General features: G+C 72.8%; 10 protein-coding genes. 7 read left to right on the top strand and 3 right to left on the bottom strand.

The genetic code is table 11. The features are described 5' to 3' along the window. The first annotated feature begins 41 nt into the window (after positions 1–41). The gene (gene groL, locus AC3A3L_RS03395; protein WP_487638632.1) at positions 42–1,664 is read left to right on the top strand and encodes a chaperonin GroEL; all 1,623 of its coding nucleotides are present in this window, start codon (positions 42–44) and stop codon (positions 1,662–1,664) included. An 81-nt stretch (positions 1,665–1,745) separates the two neighbouring features. On the opposite strand, the gene AC3A3L_RS03390 is transcribed toward groL, so the two are convergent. Further along, positions 1,746–3,278, bottom strand: coding sequence for a hypothetical protein (locus AC3A3L_RS03390; protein ID WP_487638631.1), 1,533 nt, complete (start codon positions 3,276–3,278; stop codon positions 1,746–1,748). 47 nt (positions 3,279–3,325) lie between these two features. Between AC3A3L_RS03390 and guaB the strand changes: the two genes are divergently transcribed. Beyond that, a complete protein-coding gene (guaB, locus tag AC3A3L_RS03385) occupies positions 3,326–4,828 on the top strand; it encodes an IMP dehydrogenase (RefSeq protein WP_487638630.1) in 1,503 nt (500 codons plus the stop codon). A gap of 132 nt (positions 4,829–4,960) precedes the next feature. Then, entirely contained in the window at positions 4,961–6,958 is a 1,998-nt protein-coding gene (locus tag AC3A3L_RS03380; protein WP_487638629.1) for a DVUA0089 family protein, read from the top strand. 7 nt (positions 6,959–6,965) lie between these two features. Here the strand turns inward: AC3A3L_RS03380 and AC3A3L_RS03375 are convergent, their stop codons facing one another. Together AC3A3L_RS03375 and AC3A3L_RS03370 are read right to left on the bottom strand one after the other, a co-directional pair. After that, a complete protein-coding gene (locus tag AC3A3L_RS03375; RefSeq protein ID WP_487638628.1) occupies positions 6,966–8,603 on the bottom strand; it encodes a CHAP domain-containing protein in 1,638 nt (545 codons plus the stop codon). Between the two features lie 147 nt (positions 8,604–8,750). Then, positions 8,751–9,971, bottom strand: coding sequence for a GAF domain-containing protein (locus AC3A3L_RS03370; protein WP_487638627.1), 1,221 nt, complete (start codon positions 9,969–9,971; stop codon positions 8,751–8,753). Positions 9,972–10,082: 111 nt separating this feature from the next. Between AC3A3L_RS03370 and AC3A3L_RS03365 the strand changes: the two genes are divergently transcribed. The 4 genes from AC3A3L_RS03365 (at position 10,083) to AC3A3L_RS03350 (ending at position 14,831) form a co-directional block, all read left to right on the top strand. Beyond that, on the top strand, positions 10,083–11,924 hold the full coding sequence (locus AC3A3L_RS03365; protein ID WP_487638626.1) for a flavin-containing monooxygenase: 1,842 nt from the start codon (positions 10,083–10,085) through the stop codon (positions 11,922–11,924). A 74-nt stretch (positions 11,925–11,998) separates the two neighbouring features. Beyond that, complete coding sequence (locus AC3A3L_RS03360; protein WP_487638625.1) at positions 11,999–12,922, top strand: L-lactate dehydrogenase; 924 nt, start codon at positions 11,999–12,001, stop codon at positions 12,920–12,922. Positions 12,923–12,943: 21 nt separating this feature from the next. Next, the gene (locus AC3A3L_RS03355) at positions 12,944–13,627 is read left to right on the top strand and encodes a TetR/AcrR family transcriptional regulator (protein ID WP_487638624.1); all 684 of its coding nucleotides are present in this window, start codon (positions 12,944–12,946) and stop codon (positions 13,625–13,627) included. A 94-nt stretch (positions 13,628–13,721) separates the two neighbouring features. Continuing rightward, on the top strand, positions 13,722–14,831 hold the full coding sequence (locus tag AC3A3L_RS03350) for a GuaB3 family IMP dehydrogenase-related protein (protein ID WP_487638623.1): 1,110 nt from the start codon (positions 13,722–13,724) through the stop codon (positions 14,829–14,831). Positions 14,832–14,848: the final 17 nt, after the last annotated feature.

Here is a 14,848-nt window from a genome sequence, read left to right as displayed (position 1 = left end):
GTCCGGGCGAATCCCTTTGACCTGTTCCTAGGAGCTCACTGATGCCCAAGATCCTGGAGTTTGACGAGAACGCCCGCCGCGCCCTCGAGCGCGGCGTCGACGCCCTCGCCAACGCCGTCAAGGTGACGCTCGGCCCCAAGGGCCGCTACGTCGTCCTCGACAAGAAGTGGGGCGCCCCCACGATCACCAACGACGGTGTGACCGTCGCTCGCGAGGTCGAGCTCGACGACCCGTTCGAGAACCTCGGTGCCCAGCTCACCAAGGAGGTGGCCACCAAGACCAACGACGTCGCCGGTGACGGCACCACCACCGCCACCGTCCTGGCCCAGGCCATGGTCCACGAGGGCCTGCGCGCCGTCGCGGCCGGCGCCAACCCGATGGGGCTCAAGCGCGGCATGGACGCAGCGGCCGAGGCCGTCGGCGACGCCCTGCGCGAGGCGGCCCGCGAGGTCGAGTCCCGCGAGGACATGGCGTCCGTCGCGACGATCTCCAGCCGCGACAGCCACATCGGCGACCTGCTCGCCGAGGCCTTCGACAAGGTCGGCAAGGACGGCGTGATCACGGTCGAGGAGTCCAACACCATGGGCACCGAGCTCGAGTTCACCGAGGGCATGCAGTTCGACAAGGGCTACATCTCGGCCTACTTCGTCACCGACCCGGAGTCGATGGAGGCCGTCCTCGACGACCCCTACATCCTCCTCCACCAGGGCAAGATCTCCTCGATCCAGGAGCTGCTCCCGGTGCTCGAGAAGGTCATCGCCACCGGCAAGCCGCTCTTCATCCTCGCCGAGGACGTGGACGGCGAGGCGCTGTCGACGCTGGTCGTCAACAAGATCCGCGGCACCTTCAACGTCGCCGCGGTGAAGAGCCCGGCCTTCGGTGACCGCCGCAAGGCGATGATGCAGGACCTCGCCATCCTGACCGGCGGCCAGGTCGTCGCCCCCGAGGTCGGCCTCAAGCTCGACCAGGTGGGCCTCGAGGTGCTCGGCCAGGCGCGTCGCGTGGTCATCACCAAGGACAACACCACGATCGTCGAGGGTGCGGGCGACGCCTCCGCCGTCGAGGGCCGCGTCAACCAGATCAAGGCCGAGATCGAGAACACCGACTCCGACTGGGACCGCGAGAAGCTCCAGGAGCGCCTCGCCAAGCTCGCCGGTGGCGTCTGCGTGATCAAGGTCGGCGCCGCCACCGAGGTGGAGCTTAAGGAGAAGAAGCACCGCATCGAGGACGCCGTCTCCGCGACGCGCGCCGCGATCGAGGAGGGCATCGTCCCCGGCGGTGGCTCCGCGCTCATCCACGCCGTGTCGGTGCTCGAGGACAGCCTCGGCCTCACCGGCGACGAGGCCGCCGGTGTCCGCGTGGTCCGCAAGGCGGCCGACGAGCCGCTGCGCTGGATCGCCGAGAACGGTGGCGAGAACGGCTACGTCGTGACGTCCAAGGTCCGTGACCTCGGCGTCGGCAACGGCTACAACGCCGCGACCGGCGAGTACGGCGACCTGGTCGCCCAGGGCGTGCTCGACCCGGTCAAGGTCACCCGCTCGGCGCTCGTCAACGCGACCTCGATCGCCGCGATGCTGCTCACGACCGAGACCCTCGTCGTGGACAAGCCCGAGGAGGAGGAGCCGGCGGCCGCCGCCGGCCACGGTCACGGCCACGGCCACTGATCGACACGCCTCTCGCACGGCCCGCTCCGCCACTTGGCGGGGCGGGCCGTCGGCATTTCTCGAGCAGGTCGACCGCCGCCGTCAGCGTCCCCAGATCGTCCGGAACGGCGTCGAGCAATCGACGTCGACCTCCACCGGATCGACGGTGTTGAGGTGGTAGATCCTGTAGCGCCGGCACGCGGTCTGGACGAACTCGTACTTGCGGATCAGCGAGCCCTGGATCGGGACGGTGCCGAGCTCGCTCCAGGTGTTGATGTAGGTCGCCTCGACGAACCACGTCGGCGGGTTGCTCCCCGTCAGCACCTCCTCGAGGTCCTCCAGGCCCGGGTCGAGGGTGCGCATCGGCAGCGACCAGAGATAGGGGTACGGCGACTGGGTGCCGGTCGCCCACTGGATGTCGGCGCGCCCGCCGTAGACCAGCACCCGGTCGCCGGGCCACGCGGCCGCCGCGATCGCCTCCCCGGTGCGTACCTCGACGGGGACCCGGCCCTTCACCCACGCGCCCGTCCAGCCGGCCATCGCGACGATGCTCGAGAGCACCACGAAGCCGACGGCGAGCGGGGTGACCCGGTGCCGGACGCGGTCGAGGTGGTCGTGCGCCACCAGCACGGCCAGCGCGAGCGCGAGGCCGGGGAGCAGCACGAACAGGTACGGCGACCAGAAGCTCCCGCTCAGCGCGACCCCGAGCAGGTCGAGCCCGAGCATCACGGCGATCGCGACCACCGGCACGGGGTCGTGCCGCAGGAGGCCGCGGAGCCGGACGGCGAAGAGGGCCCCGACGAGGAACATGCCGGTGCCGACGAAGATCAGCAGCAGCACCGAGATCCGCTCGGTCGCAGCCGTGGACGGCTGGGACGCGAGGACGTGGTTGGCGTCGGAGCGGAAGGCGACGACGTCGTACCACAGCGTCTGCAGGCGTACGCCGGCCCCGACCGCCCAGGCCACGACGACCACCACCGGCACGGCGGCCCCGGCGGCAGCGGCCCCGGCGCAGCGGAGGCCGTCGCGCGGTCCGACCTGTCGCGCGACGACCGACCCGGCCAGCAGGACGGCGCCGAAGACGAGGCCGCCGACGATGCTCTGCTTCATCCCCACCGCGAGCATCGCCAGCAGGCCGGCGAGGAACGCGTCCGGGGGTGACACGCGGCGCACGGCCCGCAGCGCGAGCCAGCACGAGGCCATCACGAGCGGGATGCCGAACAGCTCGCCCTTGGCGCCGACGGGGTCGATCTCGGCGTTGGTGACCAGCGCGGCGGTCGCCACCGCGACCCACCCCGCCAGGCGGCGGACCGCGGCGGGGTCGAGCACGCCGGCCCGGACCGCCACCTCCCGCGCGGCTGCGGCAGCGGCCAGCACCAGCAGCGAGCACGCGAGCCCGCCGACCAGGCGGTGGGCGTACGGCCCCCCGAGCCTGTCGGTGGCCTGCACCAGCCAGATGATCGGCGGCGGCCGGTCGACCCAGTAGCGCCCGTAGAGCGAGTCGGGCTCCGGCTGCCAGCTGCGGGCGACCATCAGGAAGCCTGCCTCGTCGGGTCGCAGCGGCCACAGCAGGGACGGGAAGCGCGCGAGGAACGCCACGGCCGCCGCTGCCCAGACCATCCGTCCCGCCCCCACCCTTGCCACTGTCCCAGAGCGCTCCGAACCGCCCGTAGAATGGCGGCGTGGAGATCCCGGAGAAGTTCGCTGCGCTCGGCCTCACCTACGACGACGTGCTCCTGCTGCCGGGGGAGTCGGACCTCGCGCCCAGCGACATCGACACGACCACGCGCCTCACGCGCGAGATCTCGATCCGCGTGCCGCTGATCAGCGCGGCGATGGACACCGTCACCGAGGCGCGGATGGCGATCGCGATGGCGCGCGAGGGCGGCATCGGCGTGCTGCACCGCAACCTGTCCATCGAGGACCAGGCCCGCCAGGTCGACCTGGTCAAGCGGACGCAGACCGGCATCATCTCCAACCCGGTCACCATCGGCCCCGACGCGACGCTCGAGGAGCTCGACCGGCTGTGCGGCGAGTACCGCGTCTCCGGCCTCCCGGTCGTCGACCTCGACAACCACCTGCTCGGCATCATCACCAACCGCGACCTGCGCTTCACCCCGGTCGCGGAGTGGGCCACCACCAAGGTCAACGAGGTGATGACCAGCGAGGGCCTGATCACCGGCGACATCGGCATCTCGCGCGACGACGCCACCTCGCTCCTCCGGGCCCACAAGCGCGAGCGGCTCCCGCTCGTCGACGGCGAGGGGCGCCTCGGTGGCCTCATCACGGTCAAGGACTTCGTCAAGGGCGAGCAGTTCCCCCACGCGTCGTACGACGGCGACGGCCGGCTTCTGGTCGGCGCCGCCATCGGCTACTTCGGCGACGCCTGGGAGCGGGCCACCACCCTGGTCGAGGCAGGCGTCGACGTGCTCGTCGCCGACACCGCGCACGGCCACGTCCACCTCCTGCTCGACATGGTCCGCCGGCTCAAGACCGACCCGGCCACCAAGCACGTGCAGGTCATCGGCGGCAACGTCGCCACCCGCGAGGGCGCCCAGGCGTTCGTCGACGCGGGCGCCGACGCGGTCAAGGTCGGCGTCGGGCCGGGCTCGATCTGCACCACCCGCGTGGTCACCGGGGTGGGCGTGCCGCAGGTCACCGCCGTCTACGAGGCGTCGCTGGCCACCAAGCCGGCCGGCGTCCCGCTGATCGCCGACGGCGGCATGAAGCACTCCGGCGAGATCGCCAAGGCCCTCGTCGCCGGCGCGGACGCGGTGATGGTGGGCTCGATGCTCGCCGGCTGCGAGGAGTCGCCCGGTGACGTCGTCTTCGTCAACGGCAAGCAGTTCAAGTCCTACCGCGGCATGGGCTCGCTCGCCGCGATGAGCAGCCGCGGCAAGAAGTCCTACTCCAAGGACCGCTACTTCCAGGCCGAGGTCGCCAGCGACGACAAGATCGTGCCCGAGGGCATCGAGGGCCAGGTCGCCTACCGCGGGCCGCTGTCCGCGGTCGCCCACCAGCTCGTCGGCGGCCTCAACCAGTCGATGTTCTACGTCGGCGCGCGGACCATCCCCGAGCTGCAGGACAAGGGCCGGTTCGTCCGGATCACCTCGGCCTCGCTGAAGGAGAGCCACCCGCACGGCGTGCAGATGACGGTCGAGGCTCCCAACTACAGCGGCTCGTGATCGCGACCTAAGTAGCATTCCCGGCCGGGCCGGGTGGGCCTACCTTGACGAGAGTCAGGGGATCGGGCCCCGCGACGACTGATCATCGGCACGTGGTGCTCGATCCCGTTCTATCTCGGGAGGAGCGCTCAAGTGCGCAGAAATTTCGTGGTCGCGACCGGATGTGCCGGTCTGCTGGCCGTCGTCACCCCAGCCCTGTCCGTCGCCGCACCGGCCGGTGACGACGGGGTCAGCCCGGCCCAGCAGGAGGCCCTGGGCCTGGGCATCCAGGTGGCCCCCAAGGAGACCGACGCCGCCCTGACGGCTCGGACCAACCCGAACCCCTACCTCGCCAACCTGCCGGACATCGCCGACGCGAACTACTTCGCCTGGAACAAGCGGATGCACGAGCAGGCGGCGCGTCGCGCCGACTCCGCCAGGCTCGTGGCCAACCGTCGTACCGCCTTCGGCGCCGACGGGCGGGGTGTGAACGCCCGCGGCGTGCTGACGCCGTTCGTCCACGACGAGGAGGAGCCCGCCGGGACCCGGGGGTCCAACGACTCCCACCTGGACGCCGAGCCGATCCCCGGGTTCGGCACGGCCGCGGCTCGCATGCCCGCCGTCCGCATCCTGGGTGAGCTGGCCGCCCCGCCGGGAGCACCGCGCACGGTGACCACCACCGAGGACCAGGGCGCGATCCCGTTGGCGACGTCCACCGGCATCACCGCCGCCGGTGGCTCCTCGGTGACGAGCTCCGTGCTCGGCGACGGGCCGCACGGTCCGGTCGCCTCCGGCGGCGACGGCACCAACGACTTCGACTTCTTCTCCGTCGAGGTCGGGGCCGGCCAGACGCTGACGGCGGACACCGAGGGCAGCGCCGCCGGCACCGACACGATCCTCGTCGTCTGGGACGCGGCGGGCGAGCCCGTGGCCGCCGACGACGACAGCGGGACGGGGGTCCTGAGCTCGCTCAGCTACACGCCCGAGGCTCCGGGCACCTACTACGTGATGGTCGGCGGCTATGCCCTCGACCCGCTGCCGGACGACCCGTTCGACTCCGGCAGCGGCGCCGGGGGCGCCGACACCGGCGCCTACCGCGTCTCCATCGCGAGCCGGGTCCTCGACACCGACTACTACTCCGTGCGCCTGCGCCCCGGTGACGTCGTCGGTGCCGGTGCGGAGGGCTCGGCGACCGGCCTCACGGTGCGGACCCCTTCGGGCGAGCAGCGGGTGGGCGGCGTCGGCACCGACGCCTCCTCGCTCTACCCGCCCACCTCGCCGCTCATCGGCGGCGGCAACACCGCCATCGCCTACGTCGCCGAGGAGGCCGGCTGGTACACCGTGCAGGTGACCGGCGGCAGCGGTGCGTACGACGTGACGGTCGAGGGCTACCGCCCCGGCACCCAGGGGGACCGCGGCCGGCGGCAGACCGTGCTGCTCGACTTCGCCCCCGGTCGGGTCAACACCGCCACCTGGGGCGGTCCCGGCCAGCGCAACGTCTCGCCGTTCGCAGCGTTCGTGCCGCAGTGGGGCATCGCCCGCACCGAGGCCCGCCGGATGGAGAACCGCATCCTCAACCAGGTGCGACGCAACCTGCAGGCCGAGATCGCCGGCACCAACCCGGCGGTCACCGTCGACGTCCTCAACGCGCGTGACAACCAGGACCTGATCGGGCAGGAGAACGTCTCGCGCATCTACGTCGCCGGCACGATCGCCGAGACGGGCATCAGCACCATCGGCATCGCGCAGTACATCGACCCGGGCAACTTCGGCCACCAGGACGAGGCGATCGTGCTGCTCGACGTGCTGAGCGCGCCCGCGGGCCCGGCGTCGTCGCTCAACACCTACATCAACGCGAGCAGCGACAGGATCGCGTTCGTCACCGCGGCGGTGGCCAACGTGACGGCACACGAGGTCGGCCACACCATCGGCAGCTACCACACCGACAACGCCGACGAGATCCACAACATGATGGACTCCGGCGGCGCCAACTTCGGTCAGAACCTCTACGGGGTCGGTCCGGACGACGTGGGCGGCACCGCCGACGACGAGAACATCGAGTTCGAGACCGACACCTATGCGCCCGTCGAAGGGTTCACCGGCCTCGAGGACACCGAGAACGTGACCTCCTGGGCCTACGCCGGGCGCTGAGGCGCAGTCAGGGACGGAAACCCGGTCGCGCCGGACGGAGGTCGTCGACCCGCGGCGCGGCCGGGCGTGCGACGAGGCGCGACCCGGTGCGCGCCACGACGACGAGTCCTCGGGTGCGGCGGGTGACCAGTCCGGGCGACCGGGTGGGGTCGCCCGCCGGCCCGAGGCGTCGTGACGGTCGTCCGGGCACGGCGCTGACGACCACGACTTCGCCGGCCCGGTCGGTCGCGGCCACCTGCAGGCCACCGGCGGCCTCCGCGACGGCGGGCGAGGCGTACGGCGACCACTGGCCCGGCAGCGTCGTCGTACGACTCCACCGGCGACCGTCGAGCGTGCGTGTGCCGAGCCGGCCCGTCGCGTCGACCTGGTGCAGCCAGGTCGTCCCGGACGCGGTGGTCAGCGCGGGAGTCGAGGTGGGCGACGCGGCCGGGCCGAGCAGCCGCACGAGACGACCGCGCTCGAGGGACTGGGCGTACGTCGCGCCGCGCGCCCCGACGGCCACGAGCCACGTGCGGCCGGTGGCGTCGTTGCCCAGCACCGGCGCGGCGTGGGTGGACCACGACGCCGGCCTGCCGACACGGGCGGGAGCAGTCCAGCGTCCCTCGCGGATGAGTCGCCTGGTGACCAGCGTGCCCTCGCTCGTGATCGCTGCGAGCACGGGGCGCCGGGTCCGCGACTGGGCGAGCGCGGGGCTCGCGGTGGGGGCGGAGGTGCCGACGTCGCGGAGGACCACGCGCCCGCGTCGCGTCGTACCGGCCAGGACGCGTCCGTCGCGTGCGGTCGCGGCCACCCAGGGCCGACCGTGGTGGTCGAGGCTCAGCGCGGGTGCCACCACGGGGGTGAAGGCGCCCCGGCGACCGACCTCCCGCGTCGGTCGGCCGGGGGCGGTCAGGAGCAGGGTGCCGCGGTCGTCGACGCGCGCGGTCCACGACCCGCCGAGGCCGTCGGCCACCGACACGACGGGCCGGTCCGAGCCCACGAGCGGGGAGGGCGCGACGTCGGCGAGGTGCAGGTAGCGGAAGTCGCCGACGGGGACGGTGCGGGTGCCGTAGCCACCCGGGGTGCCGTAGTTGTACTCCTCGACCGTCACCGTGCCGGGGCCGATGTCGCTGACCCACGCGACGTGGCCGACCCGTCCCGCATCGGTCTGGGCGACGGCGCCGATGGCGGGCACCGAGTCGACCCGGTAGCCGAGCCGGCGCGCGACGTCGTCCCAGTTGGCGGCGTTGCCCCAGTGGCGGCTCCCGAAGTGGTTGCCGAATCCCGCCAGGCCGTTGCGCTCGTGGAGGCGCCAGGAGACGAAGCTCGTGCAGTTGCGGAGCACGAAGCCCCACGAGTCGCCGATCGAGCCGTTGATCGACCACACGTGGCGGGCGCAGGTCGGCCGCGGGCCGCGCGGGTCGTAGAGGTGGCCGGACACCGGGTCGAGGACCGGCGGCGGTGGCGGCGGCGGAGGCGGCGTCTCGACAGCGGGTGTCTGCCCGGGCTGCCCGGGCTGCCCGGGCTGTCCCGGCCCGGGTGCGGGCGGGGGAGCAGGAACGGGAGCCGGGTCGGGCTCCTCGATCGGTGCCTGCGGCACGATCGGGCACTGGCCCTGCCACGCCCACGGATAGTCGTCGGCCGCGTGCGCTGCCGCGCCGCCCACACCCAGCACCCCACTCGCCAGGCAGGTCGCCGCGACAGCGCGCGCGAGCCTTCTGCTCCCTCGTCCCCCCACCCGATCGACGGTAGGCAGCGCGTGAGGGGCACGTGACCGGCTTTGCCGAGCTGTGCACGAGCCGTTGCCGAACGCTCACGCGCCGGTGCGCCAGCGACGTACGACCGGGGCGGACGAGCGAGGCAGCGCGGACGCGCGATCCCCGCGGGCCTCGGTGGCCAGGCCGGGCGCCAGCCGGTAGGGGCCGGAGAGCAGCAGGCTGCCCGCAAGCCGCCGCAGGCGGGACATCTCGGCGCGCACGGTCACGGTGCGACCCGGGTCGGCGAAGAGGTCCTCGGAGAGCTGGCCGGCCGTGCGGCCCGCATGGCCGGCCTCGAGGAGGGAGAGCAGGATCTCGGCGTGGCGGGGCGAGAGGGCGCGCGACCACGACCCGCTCGGACCGGAGACCACCAGCCGGGACTCGCCGTCGAGCTCGAGCACCAGCGTGGACGTCGCGGCGTCCGTGGTCTCGCCGGACTCCAGGCGCAGCAGCCAACCGCCGTCCAGCGGCTCGGCGGTCGCGTGGCCGAGCGTCGGCAGCCAGACCCGGCCGGCGGTGAGCCGGTCGGGGAGCGCCACCCGCTCGGGGCTGCGGCTGCCGATGGCGGCGGCGAGGTGGCCGGCGTGGTCGATCGCGAGCGCGTCCCCGCTCAGCCCGGCGAGGAGCGGCGCGGCCCGGGCGCGGAGCCGGTCGAGGGCCGCGCGGTGCCGGGCCACGATCTCCGACATCGTCATCCGTGCGGCGAGCTGGACGAGCGCGAGCTCGGCCGGGTGCATGCCGCGGCTCGGGCCGCTGACGTCGAGCACGCCGAGCGTCCGCCCGGTCCACGGGTCGACCAGCGGCGCCGCGGCGCACCCCCAGCGGGTGTGCGACTCCACGAAGTGCTCCGGTCCCTGCACGTGCACGGCCGTCCCGAGCACGAGAGCGGTGCCGATCGCGTTGGTGCCGACGTTGGCCTCGGTCCACGCCGAGCCGCCCACGAAGCCGAGGTCGTCCGCCAGGCGTCGTACGCCGCTGCTACCGAGACGCCACAGCACCCGGCCCTCGGCGTCGGCGACGACGACCAGCTGGCCGGCGTCGACGACCGGCGCCAGCGACTCCGCCAGCCGCGGCACCACGTCGGCCAGCCCGCTATCGACCCGTCGTCGTTCGAGCCCGGCTGCGTCGATCGGCGGGATGTCGGCACCTGATCCCGGGTCGAGCCCGGTGGCCGCCACCCGCCGCCACGAGGCTGCGATCTCGGTGCGGGGGAGGGGAGCCCGCCCGCCACCGGCGAGCGCGGCCTCACGGCTGCGGTGCAGCTCGCGGTCGGTCATGCAGTTCCCTCGGGGTCCTCCGGCCGAGCGGTTGCAACCTCTCGCAACCCTGTCGGAGCCCGGCTCCGGCGGTGTGTGCTCGGTCACACCAGCGTAGTTGAAGGAGAACCGATGACCCAGACCCTGGATCCCGCGACCGGCGCCGACCCGACCACCCCGGACCCGCAGGCGCGCGTGGACTCGTGGCTCGCCCGCTTCGAGGCGGCCCTCGCCGCCGGTGACGCGACCGCAGCCGCCGACCTGTTCGCGACGGAGTGCTACTGGCGCGACCTGGTGGCGTTCACCTGGAACCTCAAGACCGTCGAGGGCCGTGACGGCGTCGCCGACCTCGTCGGCGCCGCCGGTGCCCGCTCGGGTGCGGAGGGATTCGGGACCAGCGAGCCGCCCGACGAGGCCGACGGCGTGGTGACGGCATGGATCACCTTCGAGACCGGCACCGGCCGCGGCAACGGGCTGCTCCGGCTGAAGGAGGACGACGGGGAGGACCGCGCGTGGACGCTGCTCACCGCGCTCTACGAGCTGAAGGGCCACGAGGAGCCGCGCGGCACTCACCGGCCGATGGGCACCCAGCACGGCGCCTTCAAGGACCGGGTCACGTGGAAGGAGCAACGCCAGCAGGAGGCGGAGAGCCTCGGCTCGACCACGCAGCCGTACGTCCTGGTCATCGGCGGCGGGCAGGGCGGCATCGCCCTCGGCTCGCGCCTGCGCCAGCTCGGCGTGCCCAGCCTGGTGATCGACAAGCACCCGCGCCCTGGCGACCAGTGGCGCAACCGCTACAAGTCGCTCTGCCTGCACGACCCGGTCTGGTACGACCACCTGCCCTACCTGAAGTTCCCGGACAACTGGCCGGTCTTCGCGCCCAAGGACAAGGTCGGCGACTGGCTCGAGTCCTACGTGAAGATCATGGAGGTGCCCTACTGGTCGAGCACCACTGCCACCAGCGCCACCTGGTCGGAGGAGACCCAGGAGTGGACCGTCGAGGTCGAGCGCGAGGGCAAGCCGCTGACGCTGCGGCCCCAGCAGCTGGTCTTCGCCACCGGCATGAGCGGCAAGCCGCGGATCCCGGACCTGCCGGGCACGGACGTGTTCCGCGGCGACGTGCACCACTCGTCCGCGCACCCCGGCCCCGATGCGTACGCCGGCAAGAAGGCGGTCGTCATCGGCAGCAACAACTCCTCCTTCGACATCTGCGGCGCGCTCTGGGAGCACGACGCCGACGTGACGATGGTGCAGCGCTCGTCGACCCACATCGTCAGGAGCAGCAGCCTGATGGAGATCGGGCTGGGTGATCTCTACTCCGAGCGGGCGCTCGCCGCCGGCGTGACGACCGAGAAGGCCGACCTGATCTTCGCCTCGCTGCCCTACCGGATCCTGCACACCTTCCAGATCCCCGCCTACGAGGCGATGGCGGAGCAGGACAAGGACTTCTACGACCGGCTGGAGAAGTCGGGCTTCCGGCACGACTGGGGCGACGACGGGTCGGGCCTGTTCATGAAGTACCTCCGGCGCGGGTCCGGCTACTACATCGACGTCGGTGCCGCCGAGCTGGTGGCCAACGGCGACGTGAAGCTGGTGCAGGGGCAGATCGACCACCTCACCGAGGACGCCGTCGTGCTCGAGGACGGCACGACGCTGCCTGCCGACCTCGTGGTGCTCGCCACCGGCTACAACTCGATGAACGGCTGGGTCGCCGACCTGATCGACCAGGAGACCGCCGATCGCCTCGGCAAGTGCTGGGGCCTGGGCTCGGAGACCACCAAGGACCCCGGCCCGTGGGAGGGCGAGCAGCGCAACATGTGGAAGCCGACGCAGGTCGACCACCTCTGGATGCACGGCGGAAACCTCCACCAGTCGCGGCACTACTCGCTCTACCTCGCGCTCCAGCTCAAGGCGCGGCACGAGGGGATCGAGACGCCGGTCTACGGCCTGCAGGAGGTGCACCACACCGGCTGAGCCGGGCGGAGCCCGACAGGGGCCGGACCCCGACGGCCCCTGTCCCCCGAGGGCGCCGGCTGCCACGATGAGGCGTGTCCTCCGCGAAGATCGCCATCGTCGGCGCCGGCGCCGTCGGCTCCACGCTCGCCTACGCCTGCCTGGTCCGCGGCGTCGCCACCACCGTCGCGCTGCACGACGTCGACGCGGCGAAGGTGCGGGCCGAGGAGCTCGACCTCCGCCAAGGCCTCCAGTTCCTGCCGACCGCCCACGTCGAGGGGTCGGCCGACGTCTCCGTGTGCGCCGGGGCGCAGGTCGTCGCGGTGACGGCAGGCGCCAAGCAGCAGCCCGGGCAGACCCGTCTCGACCTCGCGGCCTCGACCACCAGCATGCTGCGCTCCCTGATGCCGGCCCTGGTGGAGGCGGCCCCGGACGCCCGCTTCGTGATGGTCACCAACCCCGTCGACGTGGTGACGTACGCCGCCCAGAAGCTGACCGGTCTCGGCACCGAGCAGCTCTTCGGCTCGGGCACCGTGCTCGACTCGGCGCGGCTGCGCGGGCTGGTGGCGGCACGCTGCGGCGTCGCGGTCCAGAACGTCCACGCCTACGTCGTCGGCGAGCACGGCGACAGCGAGATCCCGCTGTGGAGCAGCGCGAGCATCGGCGGCGTGCCCGTCACCGACCTGGTGGCGGCCGACGAGCGGGACGCGATGGCGGCCGAGGTGGTGGGCGCGGCCTACGAGATCATCAAGGGCAAGGGCGCCACCAACTACGCCATCGGCGTCTCCGGCAGCCGGATCATCGAGGCGGTGCTGCGCGACGAGAAGCGGGTGCTGCCGGTCTCCACGCTGCTGGCCGACTACCACGGCATCAGCGACGTCTGCCTCTCCGTGCCGACGGTGGTCGGATCGGGCGGTGCCGAGCGGCGGCTCGAGGTCCCGATGGTCGGTGCCGAGCTCGCGGGGCTGCGCGAGAGCGCCGACCGCATCCGTGCCACCGCCCGCGACCTCGGCTTCTGAGGCGTCGCCTAGGCTCGCGCCGTGGAGCAGGACAGCGGGCCCGAGCGCCGCTCGTACGACGCCAGCGGGCGCCGCGCGGCCGCCGAGCGACGGCGGCTCCAGGTCGCGGAGGTGGCGGCGCGGCTGTTCGCCGAGCACGGCTGGAACGGCACGACCCTCGCCCTGGTCGCGGCCGAGTCGGGCGTCTCGGTCGAGCTGGTGACCAAGACCTTCGGCGGCAAGGCCGGCGTGTTCATGGCGGCCTTCCGGTCCGCCGGGTTCGGACGCCGCGGGGGGCTGCTGGAGGCCTTCACCGACCTGCGGCTCGGCGACGAGCCCGACCTCGAGGTGCGGCTCGACCGGTTCGTCGAGTTCACCTGCAGCATCGTCGTACCGATGGGTCCGCTGGTGTCGGTGCTGGCGCACGGCGCCGAGCAGGACCCCACCCTGCGCGAGCTCGTCCGCAGTGCGCACCTCGGCCACGCCGCGCTGTGCGACGACGTCGCGCGCCTGCTCGCGCACGGGGAGCCGGCGCCGGACGCCGTCGACGAGGTCTACCTGCTGACGCGCGCGGAGACCTACGTGACCCTCGCGCAGCACCGCGGCTGGACCGTCGAGAGGTACGCCGCGTGGTTGCGCCGGTCGCTGCTCGCGGCCGTCGACGGGCCGCCGGCGAGCCATCACTCCGGAATGGCACCACTCGCTCCGGAATTGGGTACTATCTGACCGGATCCAAACGTGGGGTATGGATTCCGGGTACAGAAGGTCCGGTCGGGTGGGGGCCCGGCCGGACCTGCTGCTCGCCGATAGGCTTCCCGGCATGAGCGAGATCGAGATCGGCCGCGCCAAGCGCGGTCGCCGCGCGTACTCCTTCGACGACATCGCGATCGTGCCCTCGCGGCGCACCCGCGACCCCGAGGAGGTCAGCACCGCCTGGCAGATCGACGCCTACCGCTTCGACATCCCGGTGCTCGCCGCGCCCATGGACTCGGTCATGTCGCCCTCCACCGCGATCGCGCTGGGGCAGATGGGCGGCCTCGGGGTGCTCAACCTCGAGGGTCTCTGGACGCGCTACGACGACCCGACCGGTCTCCTGGAGGAGGTCGCCGGGCTGTCCGGGCACGAGGCCACCCGACGGATGCAGGAGATCTACACCGAGCCGATCAAGCCCGAGCTCATCACCGAGCGCCTCGAGGAGGTGCGCGCCGCCGGCGTCACCGTCGCGGGCTCGCTCTCGCCGCAGCGCACGAAGGACCACGTCAAGGCCGTCGTCGACGCCGGCGTCGACATGTTCGTCATCCGCGGCACCACGGTCTCGGCCGAGCACGTGAGCAGCCAGGCCGAGCCGCTCAACCTCAAGGAGTTCATCTACGAGCTCGACGTGCCGGTCATCGTCGGCGGGTGCGCGACCTACCAGGCCGCGCTCCACCTGATGCGCACCGGCGCGGCCGGCGTCCTCGTCGGCTTCGGCGGGGGGGCCGCCCACACCACGCGCACGGTCCTCGGCGTCGCCGTCCCGATGGCGAGCGCCGTCGCCGACGTCGCCGCCGCCCGCCGCGACTACCTCGACGAGTCCGGCGGCCGCTACGTGCACGTCATCGCCGACGGCTCCATCGGCAGCTCCGGCGACATCGCCAAGGCCGTCGCCTGCGGCGCCGACGCGGTGATGATCGGCTCGCCCCTCGCCCGTGCCGTCGAGGCACCCGGCCGCGGCTTCCACTGGGGGAGCGAGGCGACGCACGCCCAGCTGCCCCGCGGCGAGCGCGTCGGCTTCGAGCCGGTCGGGTCGCTCGAGGAGATCATGTTCGGCCCGTCCCGCGTCGCCGACGGCACGATGAACCTCATCGGCGCGCTCCGCCGCGCGATGGCCACCACCGGCTACACCGAGCTCAAGGAGTTCCAGCGCATCGAGGTCGTCGTCCAGCACTGAGCGCGGCTGGCACCGCC

This window comes from Nocardioides sp. Soil_C_8 (assembly GCF_057656315.1).
The sequence above is the reverse complement of the archived record's forward strand: the minus strand, read 5'-3'. Positions and strand labels throughout refer to the sequence as shown.

Coding starts and splice junctions, on each gene's coding strand:
- AC3A3L_RS03350 (WP_487638623.1), top strand. CDS start 13,722: ATGAGCGAGATCGAGATCGGCCGCGCCAAGCGCGGTCGCCGCGCGTAC.
- groL (WP_487638632.1), top strand. CDS start 42: ATGCCCAAGATCCTGGAGTTTGACGAGAACGCCCGCCGCGCCCTCGAG.
- AC3A3L_RS03365 (WP_487638626.1), top strand. CDS start 10,083: ATGACCCAGACCCTGGATCCCGCGACCGGCGCCGACCCGACCACCCCG.
- AC3A3L_RS03370 (WP_487638627.1), bottom strand. CDS start 9,971: ATGACCGACCGCGAGCTGCACCGCAGCCGTGAGGCCGCGCTCGCCGGT.